We start from the raw sequence: 23,480 nt of genomic DNA, 5'->3' as shown, positions 1-23,480 counted from the left end.
GCATGTCGGACTTCCGAGCGCTCAAGGACAAGGTCGCCGTCGTCGGTGTCGGCAATACCCGATACGGCAACTTCCCCGAAACCGACGACTACGGCCTGGGGGCGGATGCCTTCCGTGACGCCGTCGCCGATTGCGGCATCGACAAGAACGAGATCGACGGGCTGCTCGTCTGCCGCATCCCGTACTACGCCCGGATGGGCGAGATCCTTGGCATCTCGCCGCGCTGGACCATTCCGCTGCCGCCGCACGGCCGCATGGCGTCGATGGGCATCATCGAGGCGGTGGCCGCACTTGAAGCCGGGCTGTGCAAGTATGTGGCGCTGATCTACGCCAATATCGGCCGGTCGCGCCGGGTCAACTACGGCGGTGAAGAGAGCCCGAACATCTGGGACCCCTGGGGCTACACCTCGCCGGGGGCAGCCCACGCCATGATGTTCCAGCGCCACATGGCGCTCTACGGCACCACGACCGAGCAACTGGCCGAAGTCTCGGTCGCCTTCCGCCACAATGCGGGCCTCAACCCCGACGCGGTGATGCGCAAGCCGATCACCATCGAGGACCATGAGAACGCCCGGCCGATCGTGCTGCCGCTCCGCCTGCTCGACTACTGCCTGATCAATGACGGCGCGGTCTGCATGATCCTGACGACCAAGGAGCGTGCGAAGGACCTGAAGAAGCCGCCGGTGATGATCTCGGGCCTGGGCGGCCGCGAGGCTTTCGCCCATGCCTCGCTGTCGAACTTCGAGCGGGACTTCTTCTACCCCCAACTCCAGGAGATAGCGGCCGAGACCTACGGCATGGCCGGGGTCGGGCCGTCCGACATCGACGCCTTCATGTGCTACGACAATTTCTCGCCGACCGTGCTGTTCAGCCTGGAGGGGCTGGGCTTCTGTGGCCGGGGCGAGTCCGGCAGCTTCGTCGAGGGCGGCACGCTGAAGGTCGGCGGCAAGCTGCCGACCAACACCGATGGCGGCCACCTGTCCAACTCCTACATGCAGGGCTGGGCCCTGAACGTGGAGGCGGTGCGGCAGTTGCGCGGCGAATGCGGCGAGCGGCAGGTGCCAGACTGCGAGGTCGTGCAGTTCATCGCCGCGACGCCCTGCTCCCGCTCGATCATCTATACCCGCGGCTGAGGGGAGGGTTGAGACATGACCGCCTACGACAAGCCCCTGCCCAAGATCGACACCCTGACCCGCCCGTTCTGGGAACTGGCCAAGGACGAGAAGCTGGCCGTCCAGCTTTGCAACGATTGCGGCGACCGTCACTTCCCCGCCAGTCCCGTCTGCCCGAAATGCCTGTCCAAGGACCAGGGGTGGGAGGTCGTATCGGGCCGCGGCACGCTCTTCTCGTGGGTCACCTTCCACCGTGCCTATTGGAACGGGTTCGCCAAGGATCTGCCCTACGACGTGTGCCTGATCGAGCTGGATGAAGGCCCGTTCTTCGTCAGCAATCTGGTCGACGCCGGCGGCGAGGCGGCGGTCGGCGCTCGGGTCGAAGTGGTCTTCGAGCCGATCACCGACGAAATCACCCTGCCCAAGTTCAAGCTGGCGACGTGATGCCGGCCGGACCAATCGCAAGAAAGGGAGGAACAAAGATGAAGAATTCACGAAGCACGTTCAGCCAGGCCGTCCGCTACGCGCTGGTCGCGGCCGGCGTGCTGATGGCCGCGCAGGCGGCCCCGGCCGCGGCGCAGAAGACGCTGAAGGTCGTCGTCCACGCCGACCTGAAGATCCTCGACCCGGTCTGGACGACGGCCTTCATCAGCAACCGTCACGCGCTGCTGATCTACGACATGCTGTACGGCCTGGATTCCAAGCTGGTGCCGCAGCCGCAGATGGTCGAGAAGCACGCCGTCAGCGACGACGGGCTGGTCTACACCTTCACCCTGCGGCCCGGACTGAAGTTCCATGACGGCGCGCCGGTGACGTCGACCGACGTCGTCGCCTCGTGGAACCGCTGGAACAAGCGCGACCCCATGGGCCAGCGCCTGGCCAGCTTCACCGCATCGCTGGAGGCGGTCGACGACAAGACCTTCCGCCTGACTCTGAAGGAAAAGTACGGCCTGGTGCTGGAGACGCTGGGCAAGTCGACCGGCGGCCTGTTCATCATGCCGGAGCGCGTGGCCAAGACCGACCCGCAGCAGCAGATCAAGGAGTATGTCGGCTCCGGCCCGTTCGTCTTCGAGCAGAGCGAATGGCGGCCCGGCAACAAGGTCGTCTACCGCAAGAATCCGGACTACGTGCCGCGGTCGGACAAGACCGACGCCATGGCCGGCGCCAAGATCGCCAAGGTCGATCGCGTCGAATGGCTCTACATCCCCGACCACAACACCAGCCTCTCGGCATTGCAGGCGGGCGAGATCGACTATTTCGAGGCGCCGCCGCTCGACTTCGTGCCGATGCTGGAAAAGAATCCCCGCATCAAGGTCATCGACATCGAGCCGCTGGGCCTGCAAGGCATCCTTCGCCCGAACTTCCTCTATCCGCCGTTCAACCACCCCAAGGCGCGCCAGGCCCTGCTGTACATGGTGAAGCAGGAAGACTACATGCGGGCCGTGGTCGGCAATCCCAAGCTCTACAAGAAGTTCTGTGGCGCCTTCTTCCTCTGCGGCTCGGACAATGAGTCAAGTGTCGGGTCGGAGCCGCTGATGAAGCAGGACTTCGAGAAGGCCAAGGCCCTGATGAAGGAGGCCGGCTACAACGGCGAGAAGATCGTCGTTCTGCAGCCGACCGATCGCGCGCAGTACAATGCGATGACGATGGTCACCATCCAGATGCTGCGCAAGGCGGGGCTCAACGTCGACGTGCAGGCGATGGACTGGGGCACCGTGCTGTCGCGGCGGGCGAACAAGGGCAACCCCTACGAGACCGGCTACCATCTGTTCCACACGACCCATGGTGGCCCCAGCACCGCCAATCCCGTTTCCAATACCTGGTTCAATTCGCGTTGCGAAAAGGCGAACCCGGGCTGGGCCTGCGACATGGAACTCGACAAGCTGGTCGAGGACTGGTCGCGCGAGAGCGACCGGGCCAAGCGCAAGGTCATTCTCGACCGCATCCAGGCGCGCGCCTACGAGACGGTGCCGTATGTGCCGATCGGGCAGTACACGCAGCCGATCGCCGTCCGCTCGAACATCTCGGGCGTCCTGATCACCAATGTTCCGGTCTACTGGAACATCGAGAAGAAGTAGCGCGGCGGCAGCGACCTGACGGCGACCGGATCCGATCCGGTCGCCGGGCGGTCGCATGCCCGTCGCCACGCCGGACCACCCAGTTCCCCCGGAGGCACCGACGATGTGGTCCTACCTGATCCGACGCATACTGGCCGTCATACCCGTCATGACGGTGGTCGGGATCGTCGTCTTCCTGATCCTGCACCTGAATCCGAACGACCCCGCGGCGATCATCGCGGGCGACCACGCGACCGCCCAGGACATCGAGGATATCCGCCGCCGGCTGGGCCTGGACCGGCCGATCTACATCCAGTTCGTCGACTGGGTCGGACGGCTGATCCGTGGCGACCTCGGCTCATCGATCTTCCTGGAGCGGCCGGTACTGCACCTGATCCTGGAGCGGGTGGAGCCGACGCTGGCGCTGGCGATCAGCACGACGATCTTCTCGGTCGTGCTGGCGATCCCGCTGGGCGTGCTGGCGGCGTGGAAGGCCGGCACCTGGATCGACCAGGTGATCATGGCGGTCGCGGTCCTGGCTTTCTCCTTCCCGGTGTTCCTGATCGGCTATGGCCTGGTGCAGGGGCTGGCGCTCGAACTCGACCTGCTGCCGGTGCAGGGCTTCGTCAGCATATCGGAGGACCCGGTGCGCTTCCTGGCCCACCTCGTGCTGCCGACCATCGCGCTCGGGCTGGTCTACACCGCCCTGCTGGCGCGCATGACGCGCAGCACCGTGCTGGAAATCCTGAACGAGGACTATATCCGCACCGCGCGGGCCAAGGGGCTGGCGAACGGCCGGGTGCTGATCATCCACGCGCTGAAGAACGCGGCAGTGCCGATCGTCACCACCATCGGCGTCGGCATCGCACTGCTGATCGGCGGCGTCGTGGTGACCGAGAGCGTGTTCGCCATCCCCGGCGTCGGCCGCCTGACCATCGATGCCGTGCTGCATCGCGACTATCCGGTGATCCAGGGCGTGATCCTGGTGGTGTCTGGCTTCTACGTGATGATCAACCTGGCGATCGACCTGACCTACACGGTCCTCGATCCGCGCATCCGCTACTGACGGCCGGAGGTTCCCCGATGACCGACATCACGGCAGAAGCCGCAGGCCAGCCGGAAGCGGCACCGGCGGGGCGCTCGCGCCTCGGGCGCATCCTGCGCCGCCATCCGATGATGGTGGCGGGCGGCGTCGTCCTCGTCACCATGGCGGTGGTGGCCGCGGCCGCACCCCTGCTGGCGCCGCACGACCCGATCGAGCTGAACGTCGTCGACCGGCTGCGGCCGCCCGACGAGGACTACCTGCTTGGCACCGACGCCTATGGCCGCGACATGCTGAGCCGCATGCTCTACGGCGCCCGGGTGTCGCTGATCGTGGGCCTGTCCGTCGCGATCCTCAGCACCGTGCTGGGGCTGCTGATCGGTGTCGTCGCCGGCTACTACCGCCTGGCCGACGCCATCCTCATGCGCATCATGGACGGGCTGATGGCGATCCCCGGCATCCTGCTGGCGATCGCGCTGATGGCGCTCACCCGCGCCAGCATCGAGGTGGTGATCCTCGCCATCACCATCCCCGAGGTGCCGCGCGTCGTGCGCCTGGTGCGCGCGGTCGTGCTGTCCATTCGCGAGCAGACCTATGTCCAGGCGGCGATCGCCATCGGCACGCGCTTCCCGCGGCTGATGCGCAAGCACATCCTGCCCAACACGGTGGCCCCGCTGGTCGTCCAGGCGACCTACATCTTCGCCCACGCGGTCCTGGTGGAGGCCTATCTGAGCTTCCTTGGCGTCGGCACCCCGCCCGAGATTCCGAGCTGGGGCAACATCATCGCCGAGGGCCGGCTCTACGTGCAGATCGCCTTCTGGCAGGTGCTGTTCCCCGGCATCGCGCTGGCGGTGATGGTGCTGTCGATCAACGTCCTGGGTGACGGGCTGCGCGACATGCTCGACCCCAAGATGTCGCGGCGGAGCTGAGCCGATGGCCGCAACGAACCCAACCGCCGCGCCGCCGCTGCTGTCGGTCCGCGGGCTGGAGACGCGCTTCTTCGACGACGGCACGGCGCTGAAGGCGGTCGACGGCCTGTCCTTCGACGTCGCCCGCGGCGAGACGCTGTGCATCGTCGGCGAATCCGGCTGCGGCAAGAGCGTGTCGGCCCTGTCGGTCATGCGCCTGTTGCCACCGCCGCCGGCGTCCCGCGTCGACGGCCAGATCCTGCTGGAAGGCAAGGACCTGGGCGCGCTCTCGGAGCGCGAGATGCGGCGCATCCGCGGTAACTCGCTGTCGATGATCTTCCAGGAGCCGATGACCTCGCTCAACCCGGTCGTCACCGTCGGCTACCAGATCGCCGAGGCGGTGCGCCAGCATGAGGGGAAATCCTGGGCCGAGGGCTTCGAGCGCGCGGTCGAGATGCTGCGCCTGGTGCGCATCCCCGAGCCCGAGCGGCGGGTGAAGGAATATCCCCACCAGCTTTCGGGCGGCATGCGCCAGCGCGTCATGATCGCCATGGCGCTCGCCTGCCGGCCGCGCGTGCTGCTGGCCGACGAGCCGACGACGGCACTCGACGTCACCATCCAGGCCCAGATCCTGGAACTGATGCGCGAGCTGCAGGACGAGACCGGGACCGCCATCGTCCTCATCACCCACGACCTGGGCGTGGTGGCCGAGATGGCCCATCGCGTCGTCGTCATGTATGCCGGCCGCAAGGTCGAGGAGGCGTCGGTCGGCGACCTGTTCGAGCGGCCCTGCCATCCCTATACGGTCGGCCTGATGGGCTCGATCCCCGAGCTGGGCTCGTCGCTGGTGGAAGGGAAGGGGCCGCGCCGCCTGGCCGAGATTCCCGGCATCGTGCCGTCGCTGCGGGCGATGCCGCCCGGCTGCCGCTTCGCCCCGCGCTGCCCGCTCGCGACCGACCGCTGCCGCACCGAGCCGCCGCCGCTGGAAGAGCATCGACCCCGCCATTGGAGCGCCTGCTGGCACTGGGAGCGCGCGCAGGAGGCCATCCATGTCCACGCCTGACACCGCGGCACCCGCCTCCGGGCGGGCCAAGCCCCTGCTGGAGGTGCGCGACCTCGTCAAGCACTTCCCGATCCGCAAGGGCCTGTTCGGCAAGCCCGCCGCCAAGGTCCATGCGGTCGACGGCATCAGCCTGTCGATCGGCGCCGGCGAGACGCTGGGGCTGGTCGGCGAAAGCGGCTGCGGCAAGTCGACTGCCGGCAAGGTCATCCTGCGGCTGATCGAGCCGACCTCGGGCTCGATCGAGCTGGAGGGGCGCGACATCACGCAGTACGGGCCGGGCGAGATGCTGGCGGTCCGCCGCCAGATGCAGGTGGTCTTCCAGGACCCGTACTCGTCGCTCAACCCGCGCATGCCGGCCGGCGAGATCGTGGGCGAGCCCTTCATCAACTACGGCATGGGCGGGGCAGCCGAGCGCCAGGACAAGGTGGCCCAGCTCTTCCGCCGGGTCGGGCTGCGGCCGGAGCAGATGGCCCGCTACCCGCACGAATTCTCGGGCGGGCAGCGCCAGCGGCTGGGCATTGCCCGGGCATTGGCGCTGGGGCCCAAGCTGATCATCGGCGACGAGCCGGTGTCGGCGCTGGACGTGTCGGTGCAGGCCCAGGTCATCAACCTGCTGATGGACCTGCAGGCGGAATTCGGCCTGTCCTACCTTTTCATCGCCCACGACCTGGCGGTGGTGGAGCATATCAGCCACCGCGTCGCCGTCATGTATCTGGGCAAGATCGTCGAGGTGGCGCCCAAGCGTTCGCTGTTCGGGGCACCCCAGCATCCCTATACCGAGGCGCTGCTGGCGTCGGTGCCGCTGCCCAAGCCGGGCGCGCGGCGCGCCCGGCAGACACTGACCGGCGACGTGCCGAGCCCGATCGCGCCGCCGCCCGGCTGTCGTTTCCACACGCGCTGCCCCTACGCCATCCCGCGCTGCTCGCAGGAGGAGCCGCTGCTGCACGCGGTCGCTGACGGGCATGAGGTGGCCTGCCACCTCCGCTGATGGCCCGCAGGCCATGCTGCGCTGCCGCATGCGGCCTGCTATGAGCCTGCTGCCACAGGCGGTCGGGGACGAATCGGGATGAGGATGGCACGGGCAAGACCAGTCGCGGTCGGGGACGGGCAGGGCACGGTGCGCCTGGCCGACGTCGCGGCGGCGGCGGGCGTGTCGTCGGCCACGGTGTCGCGCGCCTTCAACCTGCCGGCGCTGGTGCGCGAGGACGTGCGGGCCCGCATCCTGGCGACCGCCGACGACCTCGGCTACGTCGCCCACGGTGCTGCCCGGGCGCTGGCCTCCAAGCGGTCGCGGACGCTGGGCGCCATCGTGCCGACCTTGAACAACACCATCTTCGCCCGCGCCATCGACGCCTTCCAGCGCCGGGTGGAGGAGCGCGGCTACATCCTGCTGCTGACCACCTCCGAGTATGACCAGCAGCGGGAGTGGGAGCGCGCGCGCGCTATGGTCGAGCGCGGCGTCGACGGGCTGATGCTGGTGGGCGGGCAGCACGACCCGCGCCTGCTGCATCTGCTGGAGGTTACCGGCAAGCCCTTCATCAACACCTGGACCGCCAATCGCGGGGCCGAGCACGCCTCGGTCGGCTATGACAGCCGGGCGCTCTCCAACCTCGTGTTCGACTATCTGGTGGGGCTCGGCCATCGCGAGTTCGCGGTCGTCACCGGCTCGTCCAGCCACAATGATCGCGTCGCGGGTCGCCTGTTGGGGATGGCCGATGCCGTGCGCCGGCATGGGCTCGCGATCCCGCCCGCGCGCATGATCCACCGCCGCTACTCGATCGACGAGGGCCGGTGCGCCTTTCGCCAGTTGGCGGCAAGCGGGCCGTTGCCCACGGCGATCGTCTGCGGCAACGACATTCTCGCCTGCGGCGTGCTGTTCGAGGCGCTGGCGGCCGGCATCGACGTGCCGGGCCGCCTTTCGATCATGGGCAATGGCGACCTCGACATCGCCGCCCATACCAGCCCCGGCCTGTCGACGGTGCTGACGCCCAAGGTCGAGATCGGCAACTGGGCGGCGGACTATCTGGTGGCCTGCCTGGAAGGGCGCGAGATCGACCTGCCGCCGGAGTTGCCGGTAACGCTGGTCCTGCGCGGAACGACGGGCCCGCTGTCCGCCTGAAATCGGCCGGAACGCTCGCAATTCTGCTTTCGTGCGGGTCTGATTGCGCTAACCTCCTCGCCATAGACGGACCCGGCCGGGTTCTCCGGCGCGGCTAAACTTCCAAGCGAACCAATCCGGCGAGGGGAGACGCAACCGATGTTCGGCAGACGTCCGACGATCAGTTCGGTCAAGGGCATGGTGGCCTCGGCCAATCCGCATGCCTCGATGGCGGGCGCCCGCCTGCTGCGGGCGGGCGGCAACGCCTTCGACGCCATCGCGGCCACCGCGGCCGCCCTCAACGTGGCCGAGCCCTACATGTCGGGCCTGGCCGGCATGGGCATGGCCACCTGCTACGTCGCGCGCGAGAAGCGGGTGCGCACGCTGGATTTCATCACCCCCGTGCCGGCCAAGTTCGACGCGACAAAGGTGAAGCGCAAGGACGTGGCGCGCGGCCCCATGGCCAGCGGCGCCCCCGGCAACCTCGCCGGCTGGTGCGAACTGGTGAAGACCTATGGCAGCAAGCCGTTGGCCGACATCTTTGCCCCGGCGATCGAACTGGCGCGCGAGGGCATTCCGGTCTCCGAGAACAATGCCGACAATATCGGCCAGGTGATCCCCGAACTGGCGACCTTTCCCGGGATCTTCGAGGGCTGGTCGAAGAACTACACCGGCGGCACCGGCAAGCTGCCCTACGGCTCGGTCCTGAAGCAGCCGGACCTGGCGCGCACCTACGAGGCGATCGCGGCCGAAGGGCCTGGCCATCTCTATGGCGGCGCGCTCGGCCGCGAGATGGTGGGCCACCTCCAGTCCCTGGGCGGCGTGCTCAGCATGGCCGACCTGGAGGCGGTGAAGCCGCTCTGGCTGGAGCCGCTCTCCGTCGCCTATCGCGGCATCGCCATCAACACCCTGCCGCCGCCCTGCGAGGGCTTCCAGTACCTGCTGACGCTCCGCATCCTCGAGGGCTTCGACCTGGGGAAGTTGGAGCGCAACGGGCTGGAGCATCTGGACATCGTCTTCCGCGCCATCCGCCTGGCGGCCGGCGAGCGCATCTACAAGAACAACCCGTCGCCCGAAGCCCTGGCGGAGATCCTGGGCGACGCCAATGTCGACCGCCTGCGCCAACGCATCCGCGACCCGCGCGCCGTGACCGGCCCGACGGAGCAGTGGATCGAGCCGCAGCCGGAAGTGCCCGGCGTCGACCGCGACCACACGACCTCGTTCTCGGTCGCCGATGCCGAGGGCAACGTCGTCTGCATCACCATGAGCCTGGGCGCCAAGTTCGGCTCGGGCGTGGTGATCCCCGGCCGTGGCGTCTGCATGAACAACTTCCTCTATTGGGGCGAGCTCGACCCGCGCGGCGGCAACTTCATGAAGCCGGGCGGCCCGCTGGCCCTGCCGACCGCCCCCTCCATCGGCCTGCGCGCCGACGGCAAGCCGGTGCTGGCACTGGGCACGCCCGGCAGCTACGGCATCTGCCAGACGCAGAGCCAGGCCATGGTCCAGCACGTCGATTTCGGCCTGCCGATCCAGGAGGCGATCGCGGCCCCCCGTGCCCGTCTGCTCGATGGCGCGGCGGTCCACCTGGAATCGCGGATCAACGAGGAAGTGCTGGTCGGCCTGCGCGGCCGCGGCCACCAGCTGACGATGCTGGATTCCTATGCCCTGGCCTGCGGCGGCATGCAGGGCATCGCCATCGACCCCGACCAGGGCGTCATGACCGGCGGCGCCGACCCCCGCCGCGACGGCTATGCCATCTGTCCGTGACCCACGCCACGGCGGACGGGAAACCGTCCGCCGTGGCGGCCGTTAACTGGGTGAGCCAGCAGAGATCAGGACGTCGCCATAAGACGGCCTGAGGATGGGCCTCGCCCCGGGCCAGAAGCTGGCGTTATGATCGAACCGTCGCAGCATGACGGGGGGCGTGCGCAATGTTCAGGAAACTGACGGGAATGCTGGTGGCGGTTGCGATCGCAGCCGTGCCGGCGACGGCTTCGGCGGCCTATGTCCTGGCCGTCAGCCCCAGCGGCTCCGGGCCGCTGGATGGCATCGACATCCAGATCGAGGACAGCAACGGCACGATCACCACGCTGCACGGCTCGCTCAAGGGCGGGGTCGGATTCATGATGTCGGGCGTCAGCGCCTTCGGAAAAGTGAAGGTGAAGCGCTCGCAGGATGCCGCCAACTGGCGCGAATGCATCCGCGTCACCTCGCCCTTCGAAATCCCGGCCAACGCGACGCGCGTCAATCTCAGCATCCGGGGCGAGGTGAACAACGAGAACCGGCAGGACCCCTACCAGCTCTATTCCTGCGGCGGGGAAGCCTTCCAGTAGCCTTGCCCAGGCGCTGCCGGCCTATGCGGCCGGCTTCGCCCGCGGCTTTACCTCGTTCGGGCGCAGCACCTGGACGATGAAGTGCTCGACCTGCGGCTCGTAGGCCTTCCACAGGCCGCGCAGGACGGCAAGCGGCTGTTCCTGGAAGTCGACGCGCAGGTCGACAAGCGGCCAGGGCTGGCGGTCGACGATCAGCAGGGCGGCCGACATGATCGGCTGCGTCTCGCCGCCCGCCGCCAGGCCCGCATCCACCCCGGCCAGCAGCCGCTCGGCGAACGGCATCCCCTGGCTGGCTTCGTAGCCGGCGACGATCGCCTTGGGCACGTCCAGGTTGGCGATGACGTTGCCGGTCGAGACGCAGCCGCGGCCGACATGGCCGCTGTTGAGTGACGGGATCTTCGGGCCGCAAAAGAAGGCGGCATTGCCGTCGCGGTCGACGGCCGCCACCTGGCGCTGGTCCGGGAACTCGCTGGCGGCGACCAGTGCCCGCACCGTCTCGCCGGCCGACAGCCCCTGGCCCATCAGGTCGAGCCCGATCGGCCCCAGCCGGATGTCGGAGCGATGCTGGGTGGTGACGGCGCCGACACCAGCCCGCGCCCAGGGGCAGCGGTTGCCGACCGCGATGCTGGAGGTGGCGATGGCGATTCCGAAGCTGCCGGTGGCCGGGCAGCGGGCGGCGATGGAAAAGGTCATGGCGACGTCCTAGGCGCGAGGGTGGCTACGGAAACGATCGGTCAGGCGGTCGACCCGGTCGCGCACGCCGTACCAGGCCGATAGCGGCGACATGAACCAGGCGGTGCCGGCGAACAACGGATGCGTCGGCAGGCCATCGCGGGCAAATCCGGTCGGGGCGTCGTCCAGGCCGGCGATGCGGCGGCCCAGCCGGCAGCCGAGATATGTGGACAGCACCACGCCGGAGCCGTTGCAGCCCAGCACATGATGGATGCGGCCGCGCGTGCCGATGTTGGGCAGGCGGTCGACCGTGAAGCCCACCATGCCGCCCCAGGCATGGCTGATCCGGGCGGACGCCAGCTCCGGGAAGACGGTGCGCGCCAGACGGTGCAGGCTGCGGGCGACGACGGGTGGGCTGGCATGGTCGCGGGCCGATGCCCGCCCGCCCAGCAGGATGCGCGTGCCGTCCGGTGACGCGCGCAAGGCATAGGCGAGCCGCCGCGTGTCGTTGACGAGGCGCCCGCGCGGCAGCAGCCGGCGCACCAGGGCGGGATCGAGCGGCGCGGTGGCCGCCATGTAGCTGCCGACCGGGATCACCCGGCGGTGATGCCAGGCGAAGGCCGGGCCGGTATAGGCGTTGGTCGCCAGCACCGCCTCGCCCGCGACCAGCCGCCCGCGCGCGGTGGCGACGGCGACCCGGTCGCCATCTTCCTTCAGTGCTTCGACGGCGGTGAAGGGAAAGACCCTGGCGCCCGCCGCCTGGGCCAGGCGCAGCAGCCCCGCATGGAGGCGGGCCGGATGCAGCCCGCCATCGTCGGGCAGGACCAGGGCGCCGTGGTAGAGGTCGGTCGAGATCTCGCCGGCCAGTCCGCCGCGATCGACCGCGTGGGCGCGGATGCCCAGGCGATCCACCAGGAACGCCGCCAGCCGCTGCTGCCGGTGGAGGTCGGCCCGCGTCCAGGCGCCGACGATGCGGCCCGACTGGGCCAGGTCGCAGTCGATCCCTTCCTGGCCGACGAAGTCCAGGAACCAGCGATAGGCCCCCGCCGTCTCGCGCATCAGGTCTAGGGCGGCGGTCTCGCCGATGTCGGCGGCCAGCGCGGCATGGCCCTGGCGCAGGCGCCCGCCGATCATGCCGACGCTGCGGCTGCTGGCACCGCCGCCGGCCGGGCCGGCATCCAGCACCACCACCGACCGCCCGGCGCGGGCCAGCTCGATGGCTGTCGACAGGCCGGCATAGCCGGCGCCGACGATGGCGACGTCCGCCCGGGCTGGCAGCGGCTCGGCCGAGGGCTCCCGGTCGAGGGGGGCTGCCTCCCACCAGTACGGCTCGGCGCGAAAGCCGGGCGCCAGGATGGCGCTCACCTGGCGACGAGCTTCATGTCCAGGCCCTTGTAGATGCCGGAATTGTAGATGCCGTGCACCTTGACCCCGGTCACCCGCTGCTTGTTGCTGAAGAGGAAAAGCTGCTCGTGGGCCAGCGGCACCGTCAGCGCGTTCTCGGCAATGATGCGTTGCACCTTGGCATAGGCGGCCGCGCGGTCGGCGTCGGTCAGCGCCACCTGGCCCGCATCCAGCAGCCGATCCGTCTCCGCATCCTTCCAATGCACCCGGTTGGGGGCGGGGATGCCTTGCGAATGGAACACCATCAGCGCCTCGCCGGACGTGCCGTAGGGGGCGAACAGGGCATACATGTCGTAGTCGGGCGAGGAGTTGATCTGCGCCATCGCCAGCGCCGGCTCCGGCAGCAGGATCTGCAGGTCGATCCCGACCCGCTTCAGATAGCCCTGGATTGCCTCGGACCGGGTGCGCCAGCCGGGTGTGCCGGCCGCGACCAGCTTGGGCGCCAGGCGCTTGCCGTCCTTGGCGCGGAAGCCGTCGGCGCCCTTGGCCCAGCCGGCCTCGTCCAGCAGGCGGTTGGCGGCATCGACGTCGTAGGTTGCCTTGACGTCGCCATTCCAGTCGAGCGTGCCCGGGCTGACATAGGTCTCGGACGCCTTGGCCTGGCCGAACCAGAAGCGCTTGTTCAACTCCTCGCGGTCGATGGCATGGACGATCGCCCGGCGCACCCGTGCGTCGCCGGTCATCTCCTTGTTGGTCCGCATGCCGAGGAAGGCGCTGTAGTTCGACACGCGCGGCATGGCGAGCGTCAGCCGCGGGTCCTTCTTAAGCTGCTCGACCGCCCATTCGGGCGCGACATAGGTGACGTCGCCGGCGCCGGTCTGCATGGCGGCCACGATGCTGGTCTCCTCCGGGATGACCTTCCAGACGACGCGGGCGGCGTGGGCCGGACCGGCGTTCTCGTAGAAGGCGGGACCCCAGCGATAGGCCTCGTGCCGGGTCAGCGTGAACTCGCTGCGCGGCCGCCATTCGGCCCAGCAGAAGGGGCCGGTGCCGTTCAGGCCCTTCACGCCGAAGTCGCGGCCCTGCTTCTCGACGTCGTCCTTGTCGATGATGGCGCCGAAGCTCTGTGCCAGTTGCAGCAGCAACTCGTTGTACGGCCGTTCCAGCACATACTCGACCGTGTGCGGCCCCTTGGCGGTGATCGACTTCACCTTGCCGGCGCGCCAGGCGGCGGGCGAGCGGGTCTCGGGCGCGGTCAGCCGGGTCAGCGAATAGACCACGTCGTCGGCGGTCAGCGGCTTGCCGTTGCAGAAGCGCACGTCCTCGCGAAGCTGGAAGGTGTAGGTCAGCCCGTCCGGCGACAGGGTCCAGGACTTGGCCAGCAGCGGGTGCAGGGTCTTCTGATCGTCCTCCAGTGCCACCAGCGTGTCGGTCAGCATGAACAGCACCTCAGCCGCCCCGCGCCCGGTGACGCGGTGCGGGTCGAAGCCGACGGAATCGTTGCGCACCAGGATGCTGACCGCGTCGCGCGGGGTCTGCGCCATGGCGGGCACGATGGCGGTCGTCGCCACGAGGGCGGCGGCGAGCAGCAGGGGACGACGGGTCATCGGAGCATCTCCTTCGGGGGTTGCCGTCACCGGGTGAGGTAGTCGTAGGCCGACAGCGTGTGGGTGCGCACGATGTGCATCAGCTCGTCGATCGTCACATGCTCGTCGCGCCGCCCCATGGTGCGGGGGGAGGGGCCGTAGAGGTAGGCGGGGATGCCGCGCCAGCGCCAGTAGCGCCCGTCCGACCCGCCCAGGCTGACGATCGGCTCGGGCCGGAATCCCTTCAGCGCCAGGACGTTGCCCTGGATGATGCCGGCCATCTCGCCATGCGGATCGCACCAACTGGCGTCGTAGCTGTGGTCGGTGCGCTCTTCCATCGTGGCCTCGGGATGGCGCGCCAGGATCTCCTGCACCAGCGCCCGCACGCGGTCGCGCGGGATGCCGGGCGGCACCCGGATGTCGGCCTCCACGATGCACTCGTCGGGCATCATGTTGATCTTCAGCCCGCCGCGCAGGACGCCGATATTGACCGTCGCCTTGGCGACGATGTGGCGGGCGCCGTCGCCCAGGCTGCGGTCGATGGCGGCCTGCACCTCGGGTGCGGCCAGCACCTCGGCCATGCCTTCGGGCATGTCGGCCTTGAGGTCGCCGATCGCCTCCAGCTCGGTCACGATGGCGGCCGCGATCTTGTTGGCACTGCCGCTCAGGTGGGGGTAGGCGCCGTGCCCGCCGGTCGTACGGATGGTGAAGACCAGGCGCAGCGTGCCCTTCTCGGCGAAGCGCAGCGTGGCGAGCCCGCTCGGCTCGCCGTTCAGGCAGCAGTCGCCCAGCACCTCGTCGGGGCAGGTCTCCATCAGGTACTTCGTGCCCCAGCGGCCGCCCGTCTCCTCGTCCGACACGACCGTCAGCGTCAGCCGGCCCTTCAGTTCGCCGCGCAGCCGGTGGAGGTAGCGATAGGCCATGATGGACGCGGTCGTGCCGCACTTCATGTCGGCGGCACCCCGGCCATAGACGCGGTCCTCGGTCACCTCGCCGCTCCACTGGCCGCGCTCGCCGGGCCGGTCCTCGATCGCCGGGAACACGTCCATGTGGCCGTTCAGGACCAGGTGACGGCCGGCCGCGGCGCCGTCGAACGACCCGACGATGTTGGGCAGATCGGGGCGGGCGGCAACGGTGCGGTGGGGCAGCCCGTCGGCCGCCAGTAGGCCCAGGACATGGGCGCAGGCCTCCCGCGTGTCGCCCGGCGGATTGGGCGATTTCGCCTGCAGGAACCCGCTCAGGAACGCCACGATCGCGGCCTGGTCGGCCTCGATCCAGGCGAGGAGGCGGGACTTGGGATCGTCGCTCGCGGTGGCCGGCATATGCGTTACCCTGGCGGCGGTGATATCGCTAACATCCAACCAGGACGGGGGCGGTACGGCAAGTGGGAATATGGATGGGATTTCCCCGTCCGCTGCGGTGCCGCCGTGCTAAGTAGGCCGCCATGAGTTCCGGACGTCGAGCCAGCGGGTGGGTCACAATGGCGGACGTGGCCCGCCGGGCCGGCGTCTCGCCGATGACGGTGTCCCGTGCGTTCAAGGCTCCGGCATTGGTGTCGGCCGCGGTGCGCGAGCGGGTCGAGGCGGCCGCGGCCGCACTCGGCTACGTGCCAAACCTGGTCGCCGGCAACCTGGCCTCCAGCCGCAGCCGCATGGTGGCGGCGCTGGTGCCGAGCCTGGCCAACTCCAACTTCGTCGGCACCATCAAGGGCTTGTCCGACCGCCTGCGTCAGGAGGGTTACCAGCTCCTCCTGAGCGAGACGGGCTACGACCCGGCGGAAGAGGCCGCCGCCGTGGCCGTCCTGCTCGGGCGGCGGCCGGATGGCATCGTCCTGACCGGCGCGCAGCACGTGCCGCAGATGGCAGCCATGCTGCGCGCGGCGCAGATAGCTGTGGTCGAGACGTGGGAGCTGCGCGGCCCCTTCATCGACATGGCCGTGGGCTTCTCGCACCGTGCCGCCGCACTGGCCCTGGGGCGCATGGTGGTCGCACGCGGTTATCGCCGGATTGGCTATGTCGACTTCCCCCATCCGGAGGTGCGCCGGTTCCAGGAACGGCGCCGGGGCGTGGTCGCGGCCCTGCGGCAGGCCGGGCTGGACCCCACCCTGGTGGCATCCGTGACCGACGAGGGCTATGCCGGTGGCCGCTCCGGACTGGATGCCCTGCTGGCCCGGGCGCCCGACCTGGATGCGGTGATCTGCGCCACCGACGTGCAAGCGATCGGCGTCCTCTTCGAGTGCGCGCGGCGGGGCTGGCCGGTGCCGGACCGGCTCGGCGTCGCGGGCTTCGGCGACTACGAGATCGCCGCCGAAGTGCCGCCCGGCCTGACCACCGTCAGGACGAACGGGCGGGGTATCGGCGTCGCCGCCGCGGAGCTGATCCTGCGTCGCCAGGAGGGTGGCAAGGTCGCCGCCCCGGTCATCGATCTCGGCTTCGAAATCGTCCGGCGGGGAAGCCTACGCTGAACGGGCCGAGTTTATCCATAAACCCGGGTTATCAAATCCATCATCCCTATCAGCCGGCGATTTAGACGCCCCGGTGTTATCTCCGAAGACAGGAAATCCGAACGCCTCCCTCCGGCAGCCGCGATGGCAGCCAGCGAAGGCGGACCCGGCCCCGATCGTTCGAAGGAGATCACCATGCAGTTCACCGGCACGACTGGACCCGACGTCCTCAGCGGCTCTGCTCTGGCGGACCTCATCAATGGCCTCGCGGGCGACGACATCATCGCCGGCGGCGTCGGCAATGACACGCTGCGCGGTGGCGGCGGCAACGACTATGTCGACGGTGGCGCCGGTGACGACATCCTCATCGGTGGCCTGGATCGCGACACGCTCCGCGGCGGCGACGGGTTGAACACCTTCGTGATCTCCTTCGGCGATCCGAAGTCGGTCACCATCATCGAAGACTTCAAGAACGGCATCGACCAGCTCCGCATCGAAGGTGCGGACGGCAACGTGTCGGATGACATGCTGCGCGATGCGTTCGCCCGCAAGCAGATCGTCGGCAACGACGTGGTCCTCACCCTGGCCGATGGCCGGGTGATCATCCTGCGCGGCCTCGCCAACCTGCAGACCGATTTCGACGACGTCAGCGACGGCAGCCAGGATGGCCTGCCGATCCCCGGCGGCGACGGCGACGGCGATGGCGATGGTGACGGCGACGGCGATGGTGACGGCGACGGCGATGGTGACGGCGACGGCGATGGTGACGGCGACGGCGACGGCGATGGTGACGGCGATGGTGACGGCGACGGCGACGGCGATGGCGATGGCGATGGTGACGGCGACGGCGATGGCGACGGCGATGGTGACGGCGACGGCGACGGCGATGGCGACGGCGACGGCGATGGCGATGGCGACGGCGACGGCGACGGCGACGGCGACGGCGATGGCGACGGTGACGGTGATGGCGATGGCGACGGCGACGGCGATGGCGACGGTGATGGCGATGGCGACGGCGATGGCGATGGCGATGGCGATGGCGACGGCGATGGCGATGGCGACGGCGATGGCGACGGCGACGGCGATGGCGACGGCGACGGCGACGGCGACGGCGATGGCGATGGTGATGGCGACGGCGATGGCGACGGCGACGGCGATGGTGACGGCGATGGTGACGGCGATGGTGACGGCGATGGCGATGGCGACGGCGATGGCGACGGCGACGGCGACGGCGACGGCGACGGCGATGGCGACGGCGATGGCGACGGCGATGGCGACGGCGATGGCGATGGTGATGGCGATGGTGATGGCAACGGCCTGGGCGTCACTGGCCCGGGCGGCCTGGTCGACGACCTCCTGGACAACGACATCCTCGGGCCGATCGTCGATGACATCCCGATCGTTGGCGAGTTGCTCGGCGGCGGCAACGGCGGCACCGTCGGCGGTGTGGTCGACAGCCTGATCGGTCCCAACGGAATCGTCGACCTGGGCCTTGGGGTTACCGACCAGGGCGGTGTCTTGGACGACTTGATCGGCAGCGATCCGGTCGGCCCGCTGGTCGAAGACTTGCCACTCGTCAGCGACCTGCTCGATACCCTTCTCGGCAGCGGCGACGAAGGCACGTTGGGCGACACCTTTGACAACCTGCCGGTCGTCGACGACCTGCTGGGTGGGATCGGTGGCGGCAACGGAACCGGCCTCGGCGTGACGGAGATCGGCGGCGTGGTCGACGATCTTCTGGGCAGCGACCCGGTCGGCGACCTGGTCGAGCAGCTCCCGATCGTCGACAGCCTGGTCGGCGACCTGCTCGGCGGTGGCGACGACGGTGCCCTGGGCGATGTCCTCGACAACCTGCCGGTCATCGACGACCTGTTGGGCGGCATCGGCGGCGGCAACGGCACGCGCCTCGGTGTGACGGAAGTCGGCGGCGTGGTCGACGACCTGATCGGCAGCGACCCGGTCGGTGATCTGGTCGAGCAGCTCCCGATCGTCGACAGCCTGGTCGGCGACCTGCTCGGCGGTGGCGACGACGGTGCCCTGGGCGATGTCCTCGACAACCTGCCGGTCATCGACGACCTGCTGGGCGGCATCGGCGGCGGCAACGGCACGGGCCTCGGCGTGACGGAGGTCGGCGGTGTGGTCGACGATCTTCTGGGCAGCGACCCGGTCGGTGATCTGGTCGAGCAGCTCCCGATCGTCGACAGCCTGGTCGGCGACCTGCTCGGCGGTGGCGACGACGGTGCCCTGGGCGACGTCCTCGACAACCTGCCGGTCATCGACGACCTGCTGGGTGGCATCGGCGGCGGCAACGGCACGGGCCTCGGCGTGACGGAAGTCGGCGGCGTGGTCGATGACCTGATCGGCAGCGACCCGGTCGGTGATCTGGTCGAGCAGCTCCCGATCGTCGACAGCCTGGTCGGCGACCTGCTCGGCGGTGGCGACGACGGTGCCTTGGGCGACGTCCTCGACAACCTGCCGGTCATCGACGACCTGCTGGGTGGCATCGGCGGCGGCAACGGCACGGGCCTCGGCGTGACGGAGGTCGGCGGTGTGGTCGACGATCTTCTGGGCAGCGACCCGGTCGGTGATCTGGTCGAGCAGCTCCCGATCGTCGACAGCCTGGTCGGCGACCTGCTCGGCGGTGGCGACGATGGTGCCCTGGGCGATGTCCTCGACAACCTGCCGGTCATCGACGACCTGCTGGGCGGCATCGGCGGCGGCAACGGCACGGGCCTCGGCGTGACGGAGGTCGGCGGTGTGGTCGACGACCTTCTGGGCAGCGACCCGGTCGGTGATCTGGTCGAGCAGCTCCCGATCGTCGACAGCCTGGTCGGCGACCTGCTCGGGGGTGGCGACGACGGTGCCCTGGGCGATGTCCTCGACAACCTGCCGGTCGTCGACGACCTGCTGGGCGGCATCGGCGGCGGCGATGATGATGATGACGATGCCGATGGCCTCGGTGTAACCGGGTCCGGCGGCGTGGTTGACGACCTGCTCGGCAGCGATCCGGTCGGCGACGTGGTCGAGCAGCTCCCCATCGTCGACGACCTGGTCGGTGACCTTCTCGGCGGCGGCGGCAGCGGCACCCTGGGCGACGTGATCGACGATGACGATGACGACCAGGATGCCGGCAACATCCTCGACGATCTCGACGAGTTCCCGATCGTCGGCGATATCCTGGGCGGTGGGTCTTCGGACGATGACGATGACGATCTGGACCTGCCCATCGTGTCGGACATCCTGGGCAGCATCGGTGGCGGCAGCCAGGATGACGACGACCACGACGCGCCGATCCTGGAGGTCGATCTCACCATCCAGGTCGTGGTGACGGACCCGATCTCGAAAGTCCTGGGCGGCCTGTTCTTCTAGGGCCGACCGATCGACCGAAAAGACCGGGGGCCGGCGAGCGATCGCCGGCCCCCTCTCAATGCGTGGGCTGCTGTGGCTTCAGGGCCCGGGCGGGGGTGTCCAGCGGAAGCCTTTCACATCCTTGACGAACTTGGCGGTGCTGGGCGAGAAGCGGCGCCCGGCGACCGATACCAGGGACACGTTGCGGCTCAGCTCGGGCTCCGCCAGCACCCGGCTCTTGAGACCCATGGCGGAAATCGAGAACTCGGGCATCACCGCCATGCCGAAGCCCGCCAGCACCAGCCCCTGCACCCAGTCGTCGCGATGGCTGCGATGGGTGCAGACCAGCTCGGTCTCATGCAACTCCCACTGCTTCAGGACGAGCGCGCGCGCCTCGCACGACAGGCGGTCGATGTAGGGCTCGGTCACCAGGTCGGAGAACGGGATCTGGTTGGAGCCTTCGTAGCGATGGCCGCGGGCGAAGACGGCGACGTAGCGCTCCGCATAGAGGTGCATCGCGTCGAAGCGGCCGCCCAGCGGCTGCGGCAGCCCCATGATCGCCAGGTCGATCGCCCCGGACATCAGCTTCTCGGACAGTTCCTCGAGCGTGCCTTCGTGCAGCCACAGCTCGATGCCGGGATTGTCGCGCTGGAACTCCGACAGGAATCGCGTGAATCGCAAGGGTCCGATCGACACCATGATGCCGATGTTCAGGGGGGCCTTGTCCAGATAGAGGAAGTCGTGCGCGGCACTCTGGGCGGCCGACGTGCGCGACTGGATTTCCTCCAGGTAGGGGCGGATCAGCCGGCCGAAATCGGTCAGGTGCGTCAGGTTGCGCTCGCGCCGGAAAAGCTGGCCGCCCAGTTTCTCCTCGAGCTTCTGTATTCCCTTGGTCAGGGCCGGCTGGGAAATGTTGCAGCGTACGGCCGCTCGTCGGAAATTCAGCGCTTCGCACATCGCCAGGAAATAGCGGATTTCATGCATTTCCATCGATCATGTCTCCGCAGGCGGGCGCCCTAATACTGGTGCTGCCCGCTTAGATGGTATCATTCCGAGAATGGCCATCAAGGGGTGCTGCACGTTGTCGACCCGGATCGTGTTGTCGTAAACTTCGGTACGCACGCCACCGTTCACCCGGTTGCGCCGAGAAATGTAGAAGAAATCCATCTCGTCGCCATAGGTGAGCTGGCCGATGCTGCGCAGCCCACGGCGGAACGCCTGCTCGTAGAGTTTGGCCCGCTTATTTTCGCCAACGGCGCGGGCGACGCCAATCGCTGCCGCCAGGCCCTCCAGGTAGGCACCGGTCGACGCCGCGTGGGGCGGCCCGAAATCCGGCCGCGCCGGGTCCCAGAAGCGTCCCCGCATGTCTTCGTCTGGTGCCGTCTCCCACTGCTGCATGGGCAGCAGCCAGTCGACCATCTCGAAGATGAACGGGACGCGCTGGTCGAGCCCGGTGGCGTCATAGAGCGCGGCATGGGCCTGGACATGCCAGGGTATGAAGGCCGGGTTGCGATTGGCCCGGTGCCAGTCGCGATAGTGGTCGAGTGTCCGCAAAAGCCGCGTCAGCACCACCGGGTCGCGTTCGCGGGCATAGAGGTGCGCCCAGAAGAGGGCTGCCTCGCCCGGATAGAAGTTCTGGTTGTCGTTGCGGTCTGGCGGATGGTGAAAGGTGCGGAAGGCGCCGCTCGGGCGCCAGAGCAGCTCTATTCCGCGCGCCAGCCGCCCCAGCGCGTCCGCCCGCTCCGGCGTGGATGGCGCCTCCAGGAGGGCCAGGCCGGCGATGGCCGCAGCGCCGAGCTTGGCCGAGCCGCCATGCTCGATGACGGCGGATCCGTCCGGCTGCGCGCGATAGAAGGTGCGAAGCTGGTAGTCGAGATTGCGTTCGGCGGCGGCAAGCGCCTCGGGGTCCCCGGTCCAGCGGGCGAAGCGGCCCAGCGCCAGCGTGCCCATGAACTGACGCACGCTGTTGTTGGCGGCCGATTCCGCGCCGCGGCTCGGCCAGTACTTGTAGGCGAGCCGCCCGTCCGGTGCGGTCTGGGCCAACAGCCATCCACCCAGCCGGTGGGCCAGGGCACGCACCCACTCGTCCGTCACGGCGGCGATGGCGACGGGATGTCCCGACCGGTGCCAGGTGCATGGCGCGGCCGACCCGTCGAGCGGCAGCAGTACGGTCGGTCCTTCCAGCCGGTGGGCGTCGCCGCCTGCCGGGTCGGGCGCCAGCATCGCCCGACATTGGGCCAGCGCCCGATCCCAGCTATGGTTGGCGGCGATCATGTGGCTGGGCGCCATGCGGGCGTAGCGGCCGCCATGGCAGACTTCGACCCCGAAGACGCCACCCCAGCGCCGCGGCGACGGCCCCGGGCCGGCCAGCGGGATCCGGCGCTGCGGCAGGAACAGTTCCATCCGGTCAGCGGTCGGATGATCGCGGCGGGCAGCCTCGATCCAGGCGTGTTGCCCGCCTTCGCTCCAGCCATGCCACAGGCGGCGGCCGCGGCGACGGAGGCAGGCATAGATGGGATGCAGCCAGTCCTTGCCATCGCGCAGGAACGCCATCGCAACGGCGACGGCAGGATCCGGACTGGCCGGCTCAGTCGGCATGATCGAAAAAGCGATATCGGTAGCCGGTTTCAACCATTAGGGGCCATTATCGTAACCAATATACCCATCTAATCACGGCTGGCGTGGCGGTCCAACCGCGATCGCGCCGGCAGCGGCCGGCCGGTCCTGGCGGCCGATCCATGGCAGAGCCCGTTCCACCAGCGGCACCGGCGGGTGTAGATTGCGGCAAAACCCTGCTGGAGGATGCGACCGATGCCTGATCCGTTGACGACCTTCTGTGAAGCGAGCCGTGCAGCCCTGCGCACCGACCCCGGCGTGCCCGGGCGCGAGGAGGTGCGTCGCTTGGTGGAAGGCCTGGTGCGCAACCCCGATTTCGTCGCGGCCCATGTCGGCCCCGATGCCCCGACCGGCAAGCGGACCCTCTATCAGGACCCCGAGCTGGGGTTCGTCGTGCTGGGCTACCATATGGAGAAGGGGCACCGCTCGCCCCCGCACGACCATGGCCGCTCCTGGGCGATCTATGCCCAGGTCAGCGAGCATACCGACATGACGCTCTATCGCCGCAAGGATGGCGGGGCGGGTGCCGGCCCGGCCGAGATCGAGGTCGACCGGGAATATCGGCTGGGGCCCGGCCAGGCCGGCCTCTATGACGGTCCGGAGATCCACGCCATCGACTATCCGGCGGGCGCCCGCTATGTCCGGGTGACGGGCTGCGACCTCGATCACATGCAGCGGCTGCGCTACGACATGGCCGGTGGCGAGGCCAAGATCATCGAGAGTGCGTCCGCAAGCTGAACCCGGCTGCGGCGCAGCCACATTTTTGCCAAGGTCGTGCCGATCATGGATCCTCGTGGGGCAGTATTCCTGCCCCACGACGGCCCGCCGATGGCAGCTTGGCTGCCGGCTTGCGCAGTG

At 68.9% G+C, this 23,480-nt stretch carries 19 protein-coding genes; 13 read left to right on the top strand and 6 right to left on the bottom strand.

Features of this window, described 5'->3' with window-relative positions; all coding sequences use genetic code 11:
• Positions 1-2 precede the first annotated feature (2 nt).
• The 10 genes from STVA_RS14655 to STVA_RS14610 all read left to right on the top strand — a co-directional run bounded on the left by STVA_RS14655 (position 3) and on the right by STVA_RS14610 (position 10,613).
• Positions 3-1,133, top strand: a complete 1,131-nt coding sequence (locus STVA_RS14655; protein ID WP_123688650.1) for a thiolase family protein — start codon at positions 3-5, stop codon at positions 1,131-1,133.
• 15 nt (positions 1,134-1,148) lie between these two features.
• Entirely contained in the window at positions 1,149-1,556 is a 408-nt protein-coding gene (locus STVA_RS14650; RefSeq protein ID WP_123688649.1) for a Zn-ribbon domain-containing OB-fold protein, read from the top strand.
• Positions 1,557-1,594: 38 nt separating this feature from the next.
• On the top strand, positions 1,595-3,190 hold the full coding sequence (locus tag STVA_RS14645; protein WP_197735636.1) for an ABC transporter substrate-binding protein: 1,596 nt from the start codon (positions 1,595-1,597) through the stop codon (positions 3,188-3,190).
• Positions 3,191-3,293: 103 nt separating this feature from the next.
• Positions 3,294-4,235, top strand: a complete 942-nt coding sequence (locus STVA_RS14640) for an ABC transporter permease (protein ID WP_123688648.1) — start codon at positions 3,294-3,296, stop codon at positions 4,233-4,235.
• A 17-nt stretch (positions 4,236-4,252) separates the two neighbouring features.
• Complete coding sequence (locus tag STVA_RS14635; protein WP_123688647.1) at positions 4,253-5,140, top strand: ABC transporter permease; 888 nt, start codon at positions 4,253-4,255, stop codon at positions 5,138-5,140.
• Between the two features lie 4 nt (positions 5,141-5,144).
• Positions 5,145-6,182: an ABC transporter ATP-binding protein gene (locus STVA_RS14630; RefSeq protein WP_123688646.1), complete on the top strand. Its 1,038-nt coding sequence runs from the start codon at positions 5,145-5,147 to the stop codon at positions 6,180-6,182.
• On the top strand, positions 6,169-7,170 hold the full coding sequence (locus tag STVA_RS14625; protein ID WP_123688645.1) for an ABC transporter ATP-binding protein: 1,002 nt from the start codon (positions 6,169-6,171) through the stop codon (positions 7,168-7,170). Before STVA_RS14630 ends, STVA_RS14625 begins: the two co-directional genes overlap by 14 nt.
• Positions 7,171-7,248: 78 nt before the next feature.
• A complete protein-coding gene (locus tag STVA_RS14620; RefSeq protein ID WP_123688644.1) occupies positions 7,249-8,301 on the top strand; it encodes a LacI family DNA-binding transcriptional regulator in 1,053 nt (350 codons plus the stop codon).
• Between the two features lie 138 nt (positions 8,302-8,439).
• Complete coding sequence (locus tag STVA_RS14615) at positions 8,440-10,047, top strand: gamma-glutamyltransferase family protein (protein ID WP_123688643.1); 1,608 nt, start codon at positions 8,440-8,442, stop codon at positions 10,045-10,047.
• A gap of 185 nt (positions 10,048-10,232) precedes the next feature.
• Entirely contained in the window at positions 10,233-10,613 is a 381-nt protein-coding gene (locus STVA_RS14610) for a hypothetical protein (protein WP_142235772.1), read from the top strand.
• Positions 10,614-10,634: 21 nt separating this feature from the next.
• Here STVA_RS14610 and STVA_RS14605 read toward each other — a convergent pair whose 3' ends face one another.
• Genes STVA_RS14605 through STVA_RS14590 form a run of 4 tightly spaced genes read right to left on the bottom strand, consistent with a single transcriptional unit; the run spans position 10,635 to position 15,537 of the window.
• On the bottom strand, positions 10,635-11,306 hold the full coding sequence (locus tag STVA_RS14605) for a DUF1028 domain-containing protein (protein ID WP_123688641.1): 672 nt from the start codon (positions 11,304-11,306) through the stop codon (positions 10,635-10,637).
• Positions 11,307-11,315: 9 nt separating this feature from the next.
• Positions 11,316-12,650: an NAD(P)/FAD-dependent oxidoreductase gene (locus STVA_RS14600; protein ID WP_170216344.1), complete on the bottom strand. Its 1,335-nt coding sequence runs from the start codon at positions 12,648-12,650 to the stop codon at positions 11,316-11,318.
• Positions 12,647-14,236: an ABC transporter substrate-binding protein gene (locus tag STVA_RS14595; protein ID WP_123688639.1), complete on the bottom strand. Its 1,590-nt coding sequence runs from the start codon at positions 14,234-14,236 to the stop codon at positions 12,647-12,649. The genes STVA_RS14600 and STVA_RS14595 overlap by 4 nt, the downstream gene beginning before the upstream one ends.
• Before the next feature lie 26 nt (positions 14,237-14,262).
• Entirely contained in the window at positions 14,263-15,537 is a 1,275-nt protein-coding gene (locus tag STVA_RS14590; protein WP_123688638.1) for a M20/M25/M40 family metallo-hydrolase, read from the bottom strand.
• A gap of 158 nt (positions 15,538-15,695) precedes the next feature.
• On the opposite strand from STVA_RS14590, the gene STVA_RS14585 reads away from it, so the two are divergent.
• A complete protein-coding gene (locus STVA_RS14585) occupies positions 15,696-16,679 on the top strand; it encodes a LacI family DNA-binding transcriptional regulator (RefSeq protein ID WP_170216343.1) in 984 nt (327 codons plus the stop codon).
• A gap of 174 nt (positions 16,680-16,853) precedes the next feature.
• Positions 16,854-20,027 (top strand): calcium-binding protein, encoded by a 3,174-nt coding sequence (locus STVA_RS28370; protein ID WP_170221601.1) that lies wholly within the window; start codon positions 16,854-16,856, stop codon positions 20,025-20,027.
• 78 nt (positions 20,028-20,105) lie between these two features.
• Here the strand turns inward: STVA_RS28370 and STVA_RS14570 are convergent, their stop codons facing one another.
• Together STVA_RS14570 and STVA_RS14565 are read right to left on the bottom strand one after the other, a co-directional pair.
• Positions 20,106-20,996 (bottom strand): LysR family transcriptional regulator, encoded by an 891-nt coding sequence (locus STVA_RS14570; RefSeq protein WP_123688635.1) that lies wholly within the window; start codon positions 20,994-20,996, stop codon positions 20,106-20,108.
• Between the two features lie 3 nt (positions 20,997-20,999).
• Positions 21,000-22,559, bottom strand: coding sequence for a hypothetical protein (locus tag STVA_RS14565; protein ID WP_123688634.1), 1,560 nt, complete (start codon positions 22,557-22,559; stop codon positions 21,000-21,002).
• A 258-nt stretch (positions 22,560-22,817) separates the two neighbouring features.
• On the opposite strand from STVA_RS14565, the gene STVA_RS14560 reads away from it, so the two are divergent.
• The gene (locus STVA_RS14560; RefSeq protein ID WP_142235771.1) at positions 22,818-23,360 is read left to right on the top strand and encodes a cupin domain-containing protein; all 543 of its coding nucleotides are present in this window, start codon (positions 22,818-22,820) and stop codon (positions 23,358-23,360) included.
• The last annotated feature ends 120 nt before the right edge of the window (positions 23,361-23,480 follow it).

This window comes from Stella humosa (assembly GCF_006738645.1).
GTDB classification, from domain to species: Bacteria; Pseudomonadota; Alphaproteobacteria; order ATCC43930; family Allostellaceae; genus Allostella; species Allostella humosa.
The sequence above is the reverse complement of the archived record's forward strand: the minus strand, read 5'-3'. Positions and strand labels throughout refer to the sequence as shown.

Coding starts and splice junctions, on each gene's coding strand:
- STVA_RS14585 (WP_170216343.1), top strand. CDS start 15,696: ATGGCGGACGTGGCCCGCCGGGCCGGCGTCTCGCCGATGACGGTGTCC.
- STVA_RS14625 (WP_123688645.1), top strand. CDS start 6,169: ATGTCCACGCCTGACACCGCGGCACCCGCCTCCGGGCGGGCCAAGCCC.
- STVA_RS14595 (WP_123688639.1), bottom strand. CDS start 14,236: ATGACCCGTCGTCCCCTGCTGCTCGCCGCCGCCCTCGTGGCGACGACC.
- STVA_RS14630 (WP_123688646.1), top strand. CDS start 5,145: ATGGCCGCAACGAACCCAACCGCCGCGCCGCCGCTGCTGTCGGTCCGC.
- STVA_RS14650 (WP_123688649.1), top strand. CDS start 1,149: ATGACCGCCTACGACAAGCCCCTGCCCAAGATCGACACCCTGACCCGC.
- STVA_RS14640 (WP_123688648.1), top strand. CDS start 3,294: ATGTGGTCCTACCTGATCCGACGCATACTGGCCGTCATACCCGTCATG.
- STVA_RS14615 (WP_123688643.1), top strand. CDS start 8,440: ATGTTCGGCAGACGTCCGACGATCAGTTCGGTCAAGGGCATGGTGGCC.
- STVA_RS14590 (WP_123688638.1), bottom strand. CDS start 15,537: ATGCCGGCCACCGCGAGCGACGATCCCAAGTCCCGCCTCCTCGCCTGG.
- STVA_RS14560 (WP_142235771.1), top strand. CDS start 22,818: ATGCCTGATCCGTTGACGACCTTCTGTGAAGCGAGCCGTGCAGCCCTG.
- STVA_RS14605 (WP_123688641.1), bottom strand. CDS start 11,306: ATGACCTTTTCCATCGCCGCCCGCTGCCCGGCCACCGGCAGCTTCGGA.
- STVA_RS14565 (WP_123688634.1), bottom strand. CDS start 22,559: ATGGCGTTCCTGCGCGATGGCAAGGACTGGCTGCATCCCATCTATGCC.
- STVA_RS14620 (WP_123688644.1), top strand. CDS start 7,249: ATGAGGATGGCACGGGCAAGACCAGTCGCGGTCGGGGACGGGCAGGGC.
- STVA_RS28370 (WP_170221601.1), top strand. CDS start 16,854: ATGCAGTTCACCGGCACGACTGGACCCGACGTCCTCAGCGGCTCTGCT.
- STVA_RS14635 (WP_123688647.1), top strand. CDS start 4,253: ATGACCGACATCACGGCAGAAGCCGCAGGCCAGCCGGAAGCGGCACCG.
- STVA_RS14610 (WP_142235772.1), top strand. CDS start 10,233: ATGCTGGTGGCGGTTGCGATCGCAGCCGTGCCGGCGACGGCTTCGGCG.
- STVA_RS14655 (WP_123688650.1), top strand. CDS start 3: ATGTCGGACTTCCGAGCGCTCAAGGACAAGGTCGCCGTCGTCGGTGTC.
- STVA_RS14645 (WP_197735636.1), top strand. CDS start 1,595: ATGAAGAATTCACGAAGCACGTTCAGCCAGGCCGTCCGCTACGCGCTG.
- STVA_RS14570 (WP_123688635.1), bottom strand. CDS start 20,996: ATGGAAATGCATGAAATCCGCTATTTCCTGGCGATGTGCGAAGCGCTG.